This window comes from Micromonospora maris AB-18-032, assembly GCF_000204155.1.
GTDB lineage: Bacteria > Actinomycetota > Actinomycetes > Mycobacteriales > Micromonosporaceae > Micromonospora > Micromonospora gifhornensis.
In genome coordinates this window covers 4,717,872-4,734,053 of record NC_015434.1, presented here as the reverse complement: position 1 = coordinate 4,734,053, position 16,182 = coordinate 4,717,872, and the positions used below count along the sequence as shown (strand labels likewise).

At 71.6% G+C, this 16,182-nt stretch carries 17 protein-coding genes; 10 read left to right on the top strand and 7 right to left on the bottom strand.

The features are described from left to right. Window positions 1-89 precede the first annotated feature (89 nt). Entirely contained in the window at window positions 90-2,051 is a 1,962-nt protein-coding gene (gene asnB, locus VAB18032_RS20830; RefSeq protein ID WP_013734893.1) for an asparagine synthase (glutamine-hydrolyzing), read from the top strand. Window positions 2,052-2,122: 71 nt separating this feature from the next. On the opposite strand, the gene VAB18032_RS20825 is transcribed toward asnB, so the two are convergent. Then, window positions 2,123-3,211, bottom strand: a complete 1,089-nt coding sequence (locus VAB18032_RS20825; RefSeq protein WP_081476174.1) for a lytic polysaccharide monooxygenase auxiliary activity family 9 protein — start codon at window positions 3,209-3,211, stop codon at window positions 2,123-2,125. Between the two features lie 400 nt (window positions 3,212-3,611). Here VAB18032_RS20825 and VAB18032_RS20820 point away from each other — a divergent pair, with 400 nt between their 5' ends. Next, window positions 3,612-4,547, top strand: a complete 936-nt coding sequence (locus tag VAB18032_RS20820) for a PfkB family carbohydrate kinase (protein ID WP_013734891.1) — start codon at window positions 3,612-3,614, stop codon at window positions 4,545-4,547. Between the two features lie 47 nt (window positions 4,548-4,594). Here VAB18032_RS20820 and VAB18032_RS20815 read toward each other — a convergent pair whose 3' ends face one another. The 3 genes from VAB18032_RS20815 to VAB18032_RS20805 all read right to left on the bottom strand — a co-directional run bounded on the left by VAB18032_RS20815 (window position 4,595) and on the right by VAB18032_RS20805 (window position 7,323). Continuing rightward, complete coding sequence (locus tag VAB18032_RS20815; protein ID WP_013734890.1) at window positions 4,595-5,425, bottom strand: MBL fold metallo-hydrolase; 831 nt, start codon at window positions 5,423-5,425, stop codon at window positions 4,595-4,597. After that, window positions 5,422-5,826, bottom strand: coding sequence for a thioesterase family protein (locus VAB18032_RS20810; protein WP_043725216.1), 405 nt, complete (start codon window positions 5,824-5,826; stop codon window positions 5,422-5,424). Before VAB18032_RS20810 ends, VAB18032_RS20815 begins: the two co-directional genes overlap by 4 nt. 108 nt (window positions 5,827-5,934) lie before the next feature. Next, the gene (locus tag VAB18032_RS20805) at window positions 5,935-7,323 is read right to left on the bottom strand and encodes a PH domain-containing protein (protein ID WP_232510836.1); all 1,389 of its coding nucleotides are present in this window, start codon (window positions 7,321-7,323) and stop codon (window positions 5,935-5,937) included. A 53-nt stretch (window positions 7,324-7,376) separates the two neighbouring features. Here VAB18032_RS20805 and VAB18032_RS33230 point away from each other — a divergent pair, with 53 nt between their 5' ends. Further along, the gene (locus VAB18032_RS33230; RefSeq protein WP_013734887.1) at window positions 7,377-7,505 is read left to right on the top strand and encodes a hypothetical protein; all 129 of its coding nucleotides are present in this window, start codon (window positions 7,377-7,379) and stop codon (window positions 7,503-7,505) included. Between the two features lie 99 nt (window positions 7,506-7,604). Here VAB18032_RS33230 and VAB18032_RS20800 read toward each other — a convergent pair whose 3' ends face one another. Next, the gene (locus tag VAB18032_RS20800) at window positions 7,605-8,144 is read right to left on the bottom strand and encodes a PH domain-containing protein (protein ID WP_013734886.1); all 540 of its coding nucleotides are present in this window, start codon (window positions 8,142-8,144) and stop codon (window positions 7,605-7,607) included. A 93-nt stretch (window positions 8,145-8,237) separates the two neighbouring features. Next, window positions 8,238-8,516 (bottom strand): hypothetical protein, encoded by a 279-nt coding sequence (locus tag VAB18032_RS30890; RefSeq protein WP_013734885.1) that lies wholly within the window; start codon window positions 8,514-8,516, stop codon window positions 8,238-8,240. A gap of 244 nt (window positions 8,517-8,760) precedes the next feature. Between VAB18032_RS30890 and VAB18032_RS20795 the strand changes: the two genes are divergently transcribed. The 3 genes from VAB18032_RS20795 to VAB18032_RS20785 are packed head-to-tail and all read left to right on the top strand — an operon-like array spanning window position 8,761 to window position 11,818. Further along, complete coding sequence (locus tag VAB18032_RS20795) at window positions 8,761-9,870, top strand: AAA family ATPase (RefSeq protein ID WP_013734884.1); 1,110 nt, start codon at window positions 8,761-8,763, stop codon at window positions 9,868-9,870. Continuing rightward, the gene (locus VAB18032_RS20790; RefSeq protein WP_013734883.1) at window positions 9,849-10,871 is read left to right on the top strand and encodes a DUF58 domain-containing protein; all 1,023 of its coding nucleotides are present in this window, start codon (window positions 9,849-9,851) and stop codon (window positions 10,869-10,871) included. The genes VAB18032_RS20795 and VAB18032_RS20790 overlap by 22 nt, the downstream gene beginning before the upstream one ends. After that, a complete protein-coding gene (locus VAB18032_RS20785; RefSeq protein WP_013734882.1) occupies window positions 10,868-11,818 on the top strand; it encodes a VWA domain-containing protein in 951 nt (316 codons plus the stop codon). The genes VAB18032_RS20790 and VAB18032_RS20785 overlap by 4 nt, the downstream gene beginning before the upstream one ends. 74 nt (window positions 11,819-11,892) lie before the next feature. Here the strand turns inward: VAB18032_RS20785 and VAB18032_RS32380 are convergent, their stop codons facing one another. Beyond that, window positions 11,893-12,054 (bottom strand): hypothetical protein, encoded by a 162-nt coding sequence (locus VAB18032_RS32380; protein WP_013734881.1) that lies wholly within the window; start codon window positions 12,052-12,054, stop codon window positions 11,893-11,895. Between the two features lie 434 nt (window positions 12,055-12,488). Between VAB18032_RS32380 and fabG the strand changes: the two genes are divergently transcribed. From fabG to VAB18032_RS20765, 4 genes are all read left to right on the top strand, one after another. After that, window positions 12,489-13,193 (top strand): 3-oxoacyl-ACP reductase FabG, encoded by a 705-nt coding sequence (gene fabG / locus VAB18032_RS20780; protein WP_013734880.1) that lies wholly within the window; start codon window positions 12,489-12,491, stop codon window positions 13,191-13,193. 61 nt (window positions 13,194-13,254) lie between these two features. After that, window positions 13,255-14,022: an enoyl-ACP reductase FabI gene (fabI, locus tag VAB18032_RS20775; protein WP_013734879.1), complete on the top strand. Its 768-nt coding sequence runs from the start codon at window positions 13,255-13,257 to the stop codon at window positions 14,020-14,022. A 111-nt stretch (window positions 14,023-14,133) separates the two neighbouring features. Continuing rightward, complete coding sequence (locus tag VAB18032_RS20770; protein WP_013734878.1) at window positions 14,134-15,165, top strand: ferrochelatase; 1,032 nt, start codon at window positions 14,134-14,136, stop codon at window positions 15,163-15,165. 43 nt (window positions 15,166-15,208) lie between these two features. Then, complete coding sequence (locus VAB18032_RS20765; protein ID WP_013734877.1) at window positions 15,209-15,988, top strand: HAD-IIA family hydrolase; 780 nt, start codon at window positions 15,209-15,211, stop codon at window positions 15,986-15,988. Window positions 15,989-16,182 lie beyond the last annotated feature (194 nt).

The following is a 16,182-nucleotide window of genomic DNA, read 5'->3' as shown; positions in this document are numbered from 1 at the left end:
GACCGCACCGGACGGCGCGCGGCGAGGTCGGCCCGCCGAGCCCGCCCGTGCCGCAACGCCCGATTCGTACGCGTGGAAAGATGGCAAACATGTGCGGACTCCTGGCTTTTTTCAGTGCACGCGGCGACGCCGCCGCTCACCGCGACAGCATCGCCGGAGCGTTGGAATGCCTGCACCACCGCGGCCCGGACGAGACCGGTGTCGAGGTGGTCGGGGACGCCACCGGTCGGTACGCGGACGGGGTGTTCGCGCACAAGCGGTTGGCGATCATCGACGTCGCGCTCAGCCACGAGCCGCTGCCCTACGCCGACGGGCGTTACCTGCTGACCTTCAACGGCGAGATCTACAACTACATCGAGCTGCGCGAGGAGCTGATCCGCGAGCACGGGGCCCGGTTCGCCACAAACGGTGACGGCGAGGTGATCGTCGCCGGCTACCACTACTGGGGCGAGCAGGTGCTCACCCGGCTGCGGGGCATGTTCGCCTTCGTCATCTGGGACCGGCAGGCCCGCCGCGCGTTCGGCGCCCGCGACTACTACGGCATCAAGCCGCTGCACTACCTGGAGACCGCCGACGGGCTCTACCTCGCCTCGGAGAAGAAGGCCCTGCTGCCCTTCGCGCACTCCGCGCACATCGGCGACGCCGGGGTCGACACGGCGAACCTCAGCCACTACCTGACCCTGCAGTACGTCCCCGAGCCGGGCACCCTGCACAAGCAGATCAGCCGGATCGGGTCGGGGGAGTATCTCACCTGGACCCCGGGCGGGCGGATCGACGTACGCCGCTGGTACCGCCCGGTGTTCCGACCCGCCCCGGTCGCCGACGAGCAGAAGCTCTACCACGAGATCCGGGAGACGCTGCGCGAGAGCGTACGCATGCACATGCGCTCCGACGTGCCGGTCGGCTCGTTCCTGTCCAGCGGGATCGACTCCACCGCGGTGGTGGCCCTGGCGCGGGAGTTCAACCCGAACATCCTCACCTTCACCGTCGGCTACGACGTGCCGGGTTACTCCGAGATCGACGTCGCCCAGGAATCGGCCCGCCACCTCGACGTGACCACCATCCCGACCAAGATCGGGCCGGAGGACATGATCGAGGCGCTGCCGAAAATCGTCTGGCACCTGGACGACCCGGTGGCCGACCCCGCGCTGGTGCCGCTCTACTTCGTCGCCAAGAAGGCCGCCGAGCACGTCACGGTGGTGCTCTCCGGCGAGGGCGCCGACGAGTTCTTCGGCGGGTACACGATCTACCGCGAACCGCTCTCGCTGAGCGGCGTCAACGGCCTGCCCGGCGGGGTGCAGAAGGGCCTGCGGGCGGTGTCCAAGGCGATCCCGCAGGGCGTCAAGGGCAAGAGCTTCCTGGAACGCGGCACCACCCCGATCGAGCAGCGCTACTACGGCAACGCGCGGATGTTCACCGAGGAGGAGAAGCAGCACCTGCTGCGTCGCTACGACCCCTCGGTGCGCTACACCGACGTCACCGCGCCGATCTACGCCGAGTGCACCGAACTCGACGACGTCACCAAGATGCAGTACGTCGACCTCTACACCTGGCTGCGCGGCGACATCCTGGTCAAGGCCGACCGGATCTCCATGGCGCACTCGCTTGAGGTGCGGGTGCCCTTCCTCGACCGCGAGGTCTTCGAGGTGGCGGCCAAGATCCCGGTGGATCTGAAGCTGCCGCCGCGCTCCGACGCCACCAAGTACGCCATGCGCCAGGCGCTGCAGGGCGTGGTGCCGCCGGCCATCGTCAACCGCAAGAAGCTCGGCTTCCCGACCCCGACCCGGGTCTGGCTGCGCGGCGAGATGTACGAGTGGGCCCGGCACGTGTTGACCACCTCGGGCGCCGGTGACCTGCTCGACCTGTCGTACGCGCTGCGGCTGCTGGAGGAGCACAAGCGGGAGGAGGCCGACCACTCCCGCAAGGTGTGGACCGTGCTGATCTTCTGCATCTGGCACGCGATCTTCGTGGCGAAGACCCTGGACCCGGGCATCCAGCGCAACCAGTCCGCCCTGCTCACCAAGCCCGTCGTCGGCTCGATGGTGCGCTGAGGGTCAACCGGCGCTGATACGTGCAAGCGGAAGGGGGCCCCGATCGGGGCCCCCTTCGTGGTGCTTGATGGTCAGCTGGCGGAGCAGGTGACCGTCGGAGTCGAGCTGCTTCCACTGGCAAGGAAGCCGAAGCTCGTGGTGCCGTTGGCCCCGAGGGAGCCGTTGTACGACACGTTGCGGGCCGTCACGGTCGATCCGGACGTGGTGTGCGTCGCGTTCCAGACCTGGCTGATCTGCTGGCCGCTGGACAACGTCCAGCTCGCAGCCCAGCCGTTCAACGGCGAGGTGCCGGTGTTCTTGATCTCCACCTCGCCCTGGAATCCACCGGACCAGCTGTTGGTCACCTTGAAGGTGGCCGAGCAGCCACCGTTACCCGCCGGCGGCGGCGTGGTGGGCGGCGGGGTGGTCGGCGGAGGAGTGGTGGGCGGCGGGGTGGTCGGCGGCGGGGTGGTGGGCGGCGGGTTCGTGCCACCGTTGCCGATGCCGGTCACCTCACCGTTGCCGCCGTCGAAGGTCACGTCGGAGCAACCGAAGAAGTTCTCCTGGCTGTCCGAGCGGACCCAGCGGGAGTAGATGATGTGCCGACCGCTCTTGTTCGCCGGCAGCGTGCCGGTGAAGTAGTAGTGGCCGTCGTTGGTGCCGACCGCGCCGCGCTGCGGCGGGTTGGTCACCGTCAGGAACGGCTGCTCCTCCAGGTCGCTCCAGGCCAGCGCGCGGTTCGGGCTCCAGCTGTTCTTGGTCACGTAGAAGTAGAACGTGCCCGGGTGGTGCGCCCAGTTGCTGTACCGGAACTCCATGGTGCGGCCGGCGGTCAGGTGGGTCAGCGGCCAGTCGTCGCGGGCCAGGTCGAAGCCGCGGAAGCCGGTGGCGCCGCCGCTGCACAGCTGACCGTCGGGGATGAAGCCGGTGGTGCGACCGCCGGCGTCCGAGCGCAGCACGCTGAACCAGTTGTACAGGGAGTTCGCACCGCTCTGCGCGACCGCGGCCGAGCAGGCCGGGTTCTGCGGACGGATCTCGCCGGTGGGGGAGAGGCCGTCACGCCAACAGAGGTAGGTGCGGGCGCCCGGCGTCATCGCCGCGCCGTGCGCGGCGGCCGGGTCGGGGCTGGCGGTCACGGCGACGACCGCGCTCGCAGCGAGGGTGACGGCCGCGAAGAACATCGCGGCCAAACGAGGACGGTGCACAGGTTCTCCTGACTCGCGGGGACACCGGTTTGGTGGCCCCGCCGGAACGCGCGGGGTGACGAGGTACGTCTGACCCGCTGCTGTGGCGGATGCGATCGATGCGGCGACCTGCGCCCAGGGCGGATGGCCCAACAGGCGGGTGCCGTCAGCATTCGGTCGACGCGTAAATGCCCTCGCGTGCGATGAACCCGGCGCCGGTGGCGCGCAGCCCCGCGTCACCCGGCACTACCTATCCCAGCATGCCGGGCGCAACGGCGCAATAGTCATTTCTCGATGTCCGATTTCCACCCACATCCAATACCGCGGCTTGCGCGCCCGAGCCGCCCGCACTGTGCCAGCCTGAGCATCACGACTGCCGACGGGAGGGACCGGCTCGATGGGATACGCGGTGGTGCTCGGCGAGGCCCTCGTCGACCTGCTCGACACGGAATGCGACGGCGTACCGGTCTACCGGCAGGCCATCGGCGGTGCCCCGCTGAACGTCGCGGTGGGCATCGCCCGGCTCGGTGGTGCGGCGCAGTTCGTCGGCTCGCTCGGCGACGACGCCCTCGCCGAGCGGATACGCACCTTCCTCACCACCACGGGGGTCGGCCTGGCCGGCACGGTCACCGCCGCCGTACCGACCACGTTGGCCGTGGCCACCTTCACCGGCGCCGAGCCGGACTTCCGCTTCTACGGCGATCCGCCGTCGTACACCCTGTTGAAGCCGGACGACCTCGACGTCGCGCTGATCGAGGGCGCGGACGTGCTCTCCTGCGGCTCGATCGTGCTGCTGTCACCGGGGCCGCTGGCCGCCGCGCGGCGGGCCTGGTCGCTGGCGACCGGCCTGCGGGTGTTCGACCCCAACGTCCGGCCACGGCTGCTGTCCGACCCGGCGGCCCTGGCCGCCCTGCGCGAGGTGGTCGCCGAGTTCGCCGCCGGGGCACACCTGGTCAAGCTGAGCAGCGCCGACGCGGAGGCGCTCTATCCGGGCGAGCCGGTCGAGGGTGTGGCCGCCTACCTGCGGGAGCTGGGGGCGGGCACCGTCGTGGTCACCCTCGGTGCCGCCGGCGCGGTGCTCGCCGCCGCCGGTGCCGATCCGGTACGGGTGCCGGCGCCGAGCGTGACCGCGGTCGACGCCACCGGAGCGGGTGACTCGGTGCTGGCCGCCCTCGTCGCCGACCTGCTGGTCGCCGGTGAGCCGAGCGACCCGACGGGGTGGACCGAGCGGGTCGCCTTCGCGCTGCGCGTCGCCGGGCTGGTCTGCGAGCGTGCCGGCGGCGCCGTCGCCATGCCCACCCGAGCCGAGGTCGCCGACCGCTTCCCCACCTGACCGGGCCAGGCACGCCCCGCACCAGGCCGAGCGGGCCCGGCGTCAGGTCAGGCGGTGCCGTCCAACTCGGCGTAGCCGCGGTGGGCGGCCAGCAGCGCGGGGCGGGCCGGGAACGGTGCGTCGGCGGCGACCCGTTCCGGTGGCGTCGAACCGGTGTGCCCGGCCCGGATCAGCCAGGCCAGCTCGACCAACTGGGCGTGCTGTGCCCGGACGAACTCGGTGTCCACCGGCGTACCGTGCCCCGGCACCACCACCGTCGAGTCGGTCGTCCAGCGCAGCAGTTCGGCCACCGCCTCGGGCCACTGCAACGGGTAGGAATCCTCGAATGCGGGCGGCCCGGACTGCTCGACCAGATCACCGGCGACCAGCACGTCGGCGTCGGGTACGTGCACCACCAGGTCGGCGTCGGTGTGCCCCCGACCGGGATGGCGCAGCACCACCTGCCGGCCCCCGATGTCGAGGGTGGCCTCGGTGTGGACGGTGTGGGTGGGTGCCAGCACGGTGACCTCGGCCAGTTCGTCGGCCAGCTCGGGGTGCTCGTCGCGCAGTTCCGCGTACGCCTCGCGGCGGAGCCGTTCCGGGTCGTCGCACAACGCCGTCGCGGCCAGTTCATGCGCCCAGATCGGGCGCGGCGGGTCGCCGGCGAGGGCGGCGTTGCCGAAGCAGTGGTCGAAGTGGTGATGGGTGTTGACCAGGGTCAACGGATCACCGGTGACCGCGCGTACGGCGGCGCGGAGCTCGACCGCCTGCCCGACGGTGGACAGGGTGTCGACCAGCAGCGCCTCCCCGTCGCCCAGCACCAGCGTGACGTTGACCGCGAGCAACGGCTCCCGCAGCACCAGCACCCGGTCGGCGACCTCGACGAAACTGCCGCTCATGACGACCGGCCCGCCCGCTCGATGAAGCGCTGCCGGTCGAGCACCACCCGCTCCACCCGTCCCTGCGCGACCGTCTGCTCGCCCTCCACGACTGTCACCTCGAAGGTCAGCCGCCGCTTGTCGACAGCCGTCAGCCGGGCCTGCGCCGTCACCGTACGACCGACCGGTGTCGCGGCCAGGTGCTCCAGTTCGACGCGGGTGCCGACGGTGGTCGTCCCGGCGGGCAGGTGACGGGCGGTCGCCGCCACCGTCGCCGCCTCAGCCAGCGCGAGCACCCGTGGGGTGCCGAGCACAGGTACGTCACCGGAGCCGACGGCCTGGGCGGTGTCGTCGTCGGTGACGGTCATCTCGACCCGGGCCGCCAGGCCCGGCGTCAGGACACGATCCGGCTGCTCCTGCATGGCCACAGCGTAGGTGCTCGCCCCGACCCGGGCGCGTAGCCGGCCACCATCACGCTCGATCAGGGCCTGAACAACCGCGACCCGCCGACGTCGGCCGGCGTCGCGTGGTCACTCCTGGCGGCGGGCGGCGTGACCGCGCGCGGACAACTCCGCCGCCAGCGCCCACGCCTCGGCGAGATCCCGGTCCACCGCCGCGGCCCCGGCCCCGCCCGCCGTGTCGGCGTGCACCGTGGCCAGGCGCAGCCGGCGCTGCAACGGCCCCTGCACCACCCGGACGCTCTGCAACCGGGCGTACGGCACGACCGTCACCTGGCGGGTGAGCAGGCCGGAGCGTACTGCGAAGACCTGCTCGGTCAGGCCGGCGCCGAGCACCCGACGGCTGAGCGGGTTGAGCCAGCGGGCCCGCTCCGGCGGCGGCGTCAGTGGCAGCGACGACAGGTCGACCCCCGGCAGCACCTCGGCCACGATCGCCTCGGCGGTGGGCAGGTCACCGACCGGCAGCAGGCGATCCGGCCGGCTGCGTTGGTCCGGCTCGCCGGCGGTGTAGCCCGCTACCTCCAGGCGCAGCCGCAGCCAGCCCTTGAACCGCCAGAGCAGCGGCCAGGTCACCCCGATGGTCTGCACCCGGTGCAGCGGTACGGTCTGCACCCTGGTCTCCAGCAGGCCGTTGCGGATCCGCAGGCGGTCGTCGTCGCGAGCCAGTTGGAACTGCCAGTCGTCGAGGACCCGGCGCACCGGTTGCAACACGATGCCCGCCATCGCGGTCAACGTGCTCGCCACCGCGATGAACGACCAGGTGCCCTCGGACAGGAACTGCGCGGCCACGAAGACCACACCGAACGGCAGCAGGAACGCCTGCGGGGTCAGCAACTGGCTGACCAGCAGATCCTGATTGCGTACGGAGTGCAGTGGCCGGCCGGTCGACGGCTCGGCGTTCGGCGTCGCCGTCGGTGCGTACGGTGGCGCGGCACCTGTCACCCCGGCAGCCGGTGCCCCGGCAGGCGGTCGGCCCGCCAGCGACAGCAGGCGTTGCCGCAGCGCGGACGCCTCGGTGACGCTGAGGAAGGCCAGCGGCGCCTCGGTCTTGCCTCCGCCGACCACCTCCAGCCGCAGCTCGGCCAGCCCGGTCAGCTGCGCGAGCAGCGGCCGGACGACCTCGACGGCCTGGAGGCGTTCCAGCGGAATCGCGCGGGTCCGCCGCCAGAGCAGCCCCTCGTGGATCCGCAGCTCCCGGCCCACCACCTGGTAGCCGGTGTTGTACCAACTCACCACGGCCAGCACCGCAGCGCCCAGGACGATCACGGTCACCATCGCCGCGAACCAGCCGAAGCCGACCCGGGACAACGTCGACCAGGACAGCCCGGCGATGACCACCACCAGCGACCTCGCGCTGTGCAGCACCGGGCTCAACGGATGCAGCCGCTGTCGGGTCTGCGCCGTGCCCGGCTGCCCCGACCACCCGTCGGGTGGATACTGCGGCGGCACCGCACCCGGCACATACCCGAGCGGATACCCCGCCGGCGCCTGCCACCCCGGCGGTGGCCCAGCGGGTGCCTGCCACCCCGCTGGTGTCCAGCCTCCTGGCGCTCCCGCCGGTGGCCAGCCTCCTGGCGCTCCTGCCGGTGGCGGCCCGACTGGCGGCGGCCCGGCGGGTGGTGGCGCGGCCGCTGGTGGCCTGAGTGGTGGCCCGGCCGGGGGTTGACCCGGCGGCGAATCGGAGGGCGGTGTGGTGCCGGGTGATGGCGTGGCGCGCTCCGAGTCCCAGCCGGTGTGGTCGCTCACAGCCCTTCCGCCCGGTCCTCGCCGAGCGCCGTGAGCCGATCGCGCAACCGGGACGCCTCCGCGGGCCGAAGACCCGGCACCCGGGCGTCGCTCGCCGCCGCGGCGGTGTGCAGCTGCACGGTGGCCAGATCGAAGGCCCGCTCCAGCGGACCCGCGCTGACATCGACGAACTGCATCCGGGAGTACGGCACGATGGAGAGCCGGCGGACCAGCAGCCCGTGCCGCACCAGCAGGTCGTTCTCCCGTTCGGCGTAGCCCCAGGCGCGCACCGCACGGACGATGGTCACCGCCCGCCAGACGGCGAACACCAGGACCACGCCGAGCGCCAGGCCGAAGGGCCAGGCACCGGTGAACCCCCAGGCGACCCCGATCATGATCGACAGTACGACCACCACGCCGGACAGGCGCAGCAACTCCACCCAGATCAGATCGGACGAGATCGACTGCCACCGGACGGTGTTCGGCCACGGCTCAAGTGGGCCGGGCTGCCCGGCAGCCGACGCTGGCACCTGGCCGCCCACCTGCTCACCGCTCACGGGACACGCCTTTCGTTCGCGACTGCGGGGCTCGCAAGCTCACTCCTCGCGCTCACGGTGCTGGCTCTGTTCGCGACTGCGGGGCTCGCAAGCTCACTCCTCGCGCTCACGGGACGGGCCTTCCGTTGTACGCGTCCACTCTTGAAGCGTAGGCGATTCGGCCAGCGGGGCGACCTCGCGCAGGAAGCCCCGCGCGGTGAGGAAATCGCCGAGATGGCCACGGTGCGCGTCGCAAGCGAGCCAGGTCTTGCGTCGCTCGGGCTGGTGCAGGCGCGGATTGTTCCACCGAAGTGACCACTCGGCCGGGGCGTGACAGCCACGGGCCGAACAGACCAGGGTTGTGGTGGTGGTGGAGGGATCGGGCTCGCTCATCCCGGCCAGTCTAGGTCGGCGAATGAGGAGAAGAATTGAGCGCCGGGCGGCCACGGGGGAAGCCGCCCGGCGACGGATGAATGGTACACACGCCGGGGCGCAATCTGTCCACTGGTGATCGGCGATTGGCGTGGCGGCGGACGGCGTGGCGAAAATCGGTCGCTCCCGCCGTCCGTACCGAGTCGGGCATGCGAGGCTTGGTAGCGCACACGCCGCGACGACCGATTCATGCTGTGGAGGACCGGTGGCCCAGCCGACCACGCCCGACGCCCCGACACCGAACGGGACCCAGCCGCAGACGCCCGGCGCGCCGACCACCCCGGCGCAGGACGCGGGCCTGCTGGAGCGGGCCCTGTTCGAGATCAAACGGGTGATCGTCGGGCAGGACCGGATGGTGGAGCGGATGTTCGTGGCCCTGCTCGCCCGGGGGCACTGCCTGCTGGAGGGCGTGCCGGGGGTGGCCAAGACGCTCGCGGTGGAAACCCTGGCCAAGGTCGTCGGTGGCTCGTTCGCCCGGGTGCAGTTCACCCCGGACCTGGTGCCGGCCGACATCATGGGTACCCGGATCTACCGGCAGTCCAGCGAGAAGTTCGACGTCGAGCTGGGCCCGGTCTTCGTCAACTTCCTGCTCGCCGACGAGATCAACCGGGCACCGGCCAAGGTGCAGTCGGCGCTGCTGGAGGTGATGAGCGAGCGGCAGGTCTCCATCGGCGGGGAGAGCCACCGGGTGCCGAACCCGTTCCTGGTGATGGCGACGCAGAACCCGATCGAGCAGGAGGGGGTCTACCCGCTGCCGGAGGCGCAGCGGGACCGCTTCCTCATGAAGATCGTCGTGGGTTATCCGACCGACGCCGAGGAGCGGGAGATCGTCTACCGGATGGGTGTCGCGCCACCCGAGCCCACCGCCGTGTTCGACACCGACGACCTGATCGCCCTGCAGAACAAGGCCGACCAGGTGTTCGTACACAACGCGCTTGTCGACTACGCGGTGCGGCTGGTGCTGGCCACGCGTACGCCTGCGGAGCACGGCATGCCCGACGTGGCGCAACTGATCCAGTACGGTGCCAGCCCACGGGCCTCGCTCGGGCTGGTCCGGGCGACCCGGGCGCTGGCCCTGCTGCGCGGCCGGGACTACGCCCTGCCGCAGGACGTGCAGGACATCGCGCCGGACATCCTGCGGCACCGGTTGGTGCTCAGCTACGACGCGCTCGCCGACGACGTGCCGGCCGACCACGTGGTGCACCGGGTGATGTCGACCATCCCGATGCCGTCCGTGGCGCCCCGGCAGCAGGCGACCCCGACGCCACCGGCAGCGGTGGCACCGACCTCGGGGTGGCCCGGGCAGCGGCCGTGACCTCCACCACCCCTCCCGCCGGCCACCGGCAACGCGCACCCGACGCGACGGACAACCGCTCCGGCGCGGTGCTGTCCCGGCTGCAACTGCTCGTCACCCGTAAGCTCGACGGCCTGTTGCAGGGCGACTACGCCGGCCTGCTGCCCGGGCCGGGCAGCGAGGCGGGGGAGTCGCGGGAGTACCGCCCCGGCGACGACGTACGCCGGATGGACTGGCCGGTCACCGCCCGCACCACCACCCCGCACGTGCGGCGTACGGTGGCCGACCGGGAACTGGAGACCTGGCTGGCGGTGGACCTGTCGGCGAGCCTGGACTTCGGCACCGGACGATGGCTCAAGCGGGACGTGGTGATCGCCGCGGCGGCGGCCATCACCCATCTGACCGTACGCGGCGGCAACCGCATCGGCGCGGTGGTCGGCAGCGGCGACGAGGTGCCCGCGCCGCGCCGGGGTCGCCGGTCGGCACCCGCGCCGGTCGGGCCCGGGCGGCTGGTCCGGATGCCGGCCCGCTCCGGGCGCAAGGAGGCGCAGGGCATGCTGCGCGCCATCGCCGCCACCGAGAGCCGACCCGGCCGCAGCGACCTCGGCGCGCTTGTGGACATGCTCAACCGCCCACCCCGACGGCGTGGCGTCGCGGTGGTCATCTCCGATTTCCTCGCCCCGCCGACCCAGTGGGCCCGCCCGCTGCGCAAGCTGCGGGTACGCCACGACGTGCTGGCGATCGAGGTGGTCGACCCGCGCGAACTGGAACTGCCCGACGTCGGGGTGCTGCCGGTCGTCGACCCGGAGACCGGGCAACTGCACGAGGTGCAGACCGCCGACCCGAGCCTGCGGCACCGGTACGCGGCTGCGGCAGCCGCCCAACGGGCGGAGATCTCCGCCGCGATGCGGGCCGCCGGTGCCGCACACCTACGACTGCGTACGGACCGAGACTGGCTGCTGGACATGGTGCGCTTCGTCGCCGCGCAACGGCACGCGCGTACCCGGGGGACGACACGATGATCCGACTGCTCCAACCGTGGTGGCTGCTGGCCGTACTGCCGGTGCTCGCCCTGGCCGCCCTCTACGTCTGGCGTCAGCTGCGCCGCCGCGAGTACGCGATGCGGTTCACCAACGTGGACCTGCTGCGTACCGTGGCGCCGAAGGGGCTGGGCTGGCGCCGGCACGTGCCGGCGACCGCGTTCCTGCTCGCCCTGCTGGTGCTGGCCGGCGCCCTGGCCCGCCCGGCGATGGACACCCGGGAACCGCTGGAACGCGCCACCATCATGCTGGCCATCGACGTGTCACTGTCGATGCAGGCCGACGACGTGCCGCCGACCCGGCTGGAAGGGGCCCAGGAGGCGGCCAAACAGTTCGTCCGGGAACTGCCCGAGACGTACAACGTGGGCCTGGTCTCGTTCGCCAAGTCGGCGAACGTGCTGGTGCCGCCGACCAAGGACCGTCCGGCGGTGACCAACGCGATCGACGGCCTGGTGCTGGCCGAGGCGACGGCGACCGGTGAGGCGGTCTTCACCTGCCTGGAGGCGATCCGGTCGGTCCCGGCCGACGGCGCGGCCGGCATCCCGCCGGCCCGGATCGTGCTGCTCTCCGACGGCTTCCGCACGGCCGGCCGGTCGGTGGAGGAGGCCGCCGCCGCGGCGCAGGCGGCGAACGTGCCGGTCTCCACCATCGCGTTCGGCACCGACGCCGGGCACGTCGCCATCGGCGGACAACTGCAACGGGTACCGGTGGACCGGATGGCGCTCGCCGCACTGGCCGAGACGACCGAGGGCTACTTCTACGAGGCCGCCTCGGTGAGCGAGCTGAAGCAGGTGTACCAGGACATGGGCAGCTCGATCGGCTTCCGCACCGAAGCCCGCGAGATCACCCAGTGGTACGCGGGCATCGCGCTGCTGCTCGCCCTCTGCGCCGGCGCCACCAGCCTCCTCTGGTCCTCCCGCATGCTCTGACCCCACCCTCTGCCCCCGGCCCTGCCTGCGCGGCGACGACTCCCACGGGTTCGGCTGACGACGAGCGTGGGTGGTCAGTGGTTGCCGCTGGCGAGGACGAAGAGGACGGCAACCCAGACGGCGGCGAGGGTGAAACCCAGCGGGGCGACGTAGCGGCTCATGACAGGCTCCGGGGTGAGCGGTTCGTCGGCCCGGGACGCGGGTGGGCCGGCGAGGAGTGAATCGGGGACGCACACACACGAAGTCGTGACCGGGGGGCTTCCGGTTGGCACCCGCAGGATCGACCACCCCGGCTTGTGGGCCGGAGGGCGGTGGCGGGATGCGCGGGGAGCGGGCCAGCTCAGGCGGAGTGACACTCAGCGTGACTGGCGGTCGGCCCGGCCACGACTGGGAGGATCGCTATCTGGCACAGCGATCACCTCCTGGAGTCGGCTCAGTCCGGGCGATACGGGCCGCGTACGACCCGCAAACGGGAGTCAGCGTACACCCGCGATCGAAGCGGGCGCATCCGGCCGACCCGCGGTCGGACGGCGGGATGAACGTTCGTCGACACCGTCCGTCGTCCGAGGCGGAAGTGATCACCGTACGTGCGGTGACGTGGGTCGGGTTAGCGATTACTGTGCGGTAGCGCCTAGTCTCCAACCCGCAGCGATCTTTGGAGGGGACGTACGTGTCTCGAACTGTCTTGGTCACCGGCGGCAACCGCGGCATCGGTCTGGCCATCGCGCAGGCCTTCGCCAAGCAGGGTGACCGGGTGGCGATCACGCATCGGGGCAGCGGAGCGCCCGACGGGATCTTCGGCGTACGTTGCGACGTCACCGACAGCGAGTCGGTCGACGCGGCGTTCGCTGCCGTGGAGGCGGAGTTCGGCCCGGTGGAGGTGCTGGTCGCCAACGCCGGCATCACCGACGACACGCTGCTGCTGCGGATGTCCGAGGAGCAGTTCACCCGGGTGCTGGACACCAACCTGACCGGAGCTTACCGCTGCGCCAAGCGGGCGTCGTCGAAGATGCTGCGGGCCAAGTGGGGTCGCATGATCTTCATTTCGTCGGTGGTCGGCCTCTCCGGCGGCCCCGGCCAGGTCAACTACGCGGCCAGCAAGGCCGGCCTGGTCGGAGTTGCCCGCTCGATCACCCGCGAGCTGGGCACCCGCAACATCACCGCCAACGTCGTCGCGCCCGGCTTCATCGAGACCGACATGACCGCCGTACTCTCCGACGAGCGTAGGGCGGAGATCCTCAAGTCCATCCCGGCGGGTCGGATGGCCAGCCCGGAGGAAGTCGCCGCGGTCGTCACCTGGCTGGCCGGCGACAGCGCCGGTTACATCTCCGGCGCGGTCATCCCGGTCGACGGCGGCATGGGCATGGGTCACTGAGCCGAGCAGGCCACCGAGAACCGAGCGGGCCACTGAACGTGAGTACGGAGGAATGAGCATAATGTCCGGACTGCTGGCCGGTAAGCGGCTGCTCGTCAGCGGCGTCATCACCGACGCCTCCATCGCCTTCTCGGTGGCCAAGCTCGCTCAGGAGAACGGCGCCCAGGTCGTGCTGACCGGGTTCGGCCGGCTTTCGCTTGTGGAGCGGATCGCCAAGCGGCTGCCCGAGACGGCGCCCGTGATCGAGCTGGATGTGACCAACCCGGAACACCTCGCCGGGCTCGCCGACTCCGTCCGTGAGCACGTCGACGGCCTCGACGGGGTGGTGCACTCGATCGGGTTCGCCCCGCAGAGCTGCCTCGGTGGTGGGTTCCTCGACGCCTCCTGGGAGGACGTGGCCACCGCGCTGCACGTCTCCACGTACTCCTACAAGTCGCTCGCCACCGCGGCGCTGCCGCTGATGTCGCCGGGCGGTGCGGTGGTCGGGTTGACCTTCGACGCCACCCAGGCCTGGCCGGTGTACGACTGGATGGGTGTGGCCAAGGCCGGCCTGGAGTCCGCCTCCCGCTACCTCGCCCTGCACCTGGGCAAGCAGGGCATCCGCAGCAACCTGGTCGCCGCCGGGCCGCTGCGGACGATGGCCGCCAAGTCGATCCCCGGCTTCGAGCAGTTCGAGGACGCCTGGTCCGAGCGGGCCCCGCTGGGCTGGAACCTCACCGACCAGGAACCGGCCGCGCGGGCCTGCCTGGCGCTGCTGTCGGACTGGTTCCCCGCCACCACCGGCGAGATCGTGCACGTCGACGGGGGCTATCACGCCATCGGCGCGTAGGTGTAAGGAAGGGCCCCCTGTTAACGCCTGCGGTAGAGCAGGGGGCCCCTCTTAACGGCCGGGACCGGGGGCGTTGCCGGGTCGCCGCCCGGCAGGGGCAAGAATGGGACCATGGCGTACGACGCGGTGGTGCTGGTGTCCTTCGGCGGCCCGGAAGGGCCCGACGACGTGCTGCCCTTCCTGCAGAACGTGACCCGGGGGCGGGGCATCCCGCCGCAGCGCCTGGCCGAGGTGGCCGAGCACTACCGGCACTTCGGCGGCGTCTCCCCGATCAATCAGCAGTGCCGGGACCTGCTCGCCGCGATCCGCGCCGACTTCGCCGCCCACGGTCTCGACCTGCCGGTGTACTGGGGCAACCGGAACTGGCACCCGATGCTCGCCGACACCTTCGCGCAGATGCGCGACGACGGCGTACGGCGGGCGTTGGCCTTCGTCACCAGCGCCTTCGGCGGGTACTCCTCGTGCCGGCAGTACCAGGAGGACATCACCGCCGCCCGAGCCGCGGTCGGTCCGGACGCGCCGGTGATCGAGAAGATCCGCCAGTTCTGGGACCATCCCGGCTTCGTCGAGCCGCACGTCGACGCGGTACGGGCAGCGCTGAGCCAGCTCGACCTGACCCGCCGGGACCACACCCGACTGGTCTTCACCGCACACTCCGTACCCGTGTCGATGGCGGACAGCGCCGGCCCGCACGGCGGCCGGTACACCGCGCAGCTCGCCGAGACGGCCCGGCTGGTGCACACGGCCGCCGCCTCCGACCTGCCCTACGACCTGGTGTGGCAGAGCCGCTCCGGGCCGCCGCACGTGCCGTGGCTGGAGCCGGACATCAACGATCACCTGACCGCCCTCGCCGCGAAGGGCGTCACCGCCGTGGTGGTCAGCCCGATCGGCTTCGTCTCCGACCACCTCGAGGTGATCTGGGACCTCGACACCGAGGCGCGGGACACGGCCACGCGGCTCGGCCTGGAGTACGTCCGCGCGCAGACCCCCGGCACCGACCCCCGCTTCGTGACCATGGTTCGGGAGTTGGTGCAGGAACGCATCGACCCGGCCGGGGTCGACAGGCGTCGCCGCCTCGGCGAGCTGCCGATGTGGGACAGCTGCCCCTCGGTCTGTTGCGTCCCGCCCCGCCGTCCGTCCTGACCGGCCCTGGCGACCACCCCCCGACATCCCTGCGGAGACGAGCATGCATGACCGTAAACCCGTCGAGAGTTGGCTCACCGACATGGACGGTGTGCTGGTGCACGAGGGCCAGCCGGTGCCGGGCGCCCCGGAGTTCATCAAGCGGATGCGTGCCTCCGGCAAGCCGTTCCTGGTGCTGACCAACAACTCCATCTACACCCCGCGTGACCTCCGGGCCCGCCTCGCCCGGATGGGTCTGGACGTGCCGGAGCAGGCGATCTGGTCCTCCGCGCTGGCCACCGCCCAGTTCCTGGCCGATCAGCGGCCGGGCGGCACCGCGTACGTGATCGGGGAGGCCGGACTGACCACGGCGCTGCATGCGGTCGGCTACGTGCTCAGCGACTTCGCGCCCGACTATGTGGTGCTGGGGGAGACCCGCACCTACAGCTTCGAGGCGATCACCAAGGCGATCCGGCTGATCAACGACGGGGCGCGGTTCATCTGCACCAACCCCGACGCCACCGGCCCGTCGGTGGAGGGTGCCCTGCCGGCCGCCGGCTCGGTGGCCGCGATGATCTCGAAGGCGACCGGGGTGGAGCCGTACTTCGTCGGCAAGCCCAACCCGATGATGATGCGCTCGGCGTTGAACACCATCGACGCGCACTCGGAGAGCACCGCGATGATCGGCGACCGGATGGACACCGACATCCTCTGCGGCCTGGAGGCCGGGTTGGAGACCATCCTGGTGCTGACCGGCATCAGCACCCGCACGGAGGCGGAACGCTACCCGTACCGGCCGTCGCGCATCGTCAACTCGGTGGCCGACCTGATCGACGAGATCTGACGCGACGGGCGTCAGTCGCAGGCGTCAGTGCTGCGCCGGGTCGCGGCGGAGAAAGCCGGCGACGACCGGGGCCCCGGTGGCCGCCGGTACGCCGGGCAGGCTGCGTTGTTCGGCGGCGGGCAGCAGCGCGGCCGTGGTGCCGTACCTGCCGCCCGTTTGCCGTCGCGTCCGGGGTGAACGCGGCGGCCGGCCGG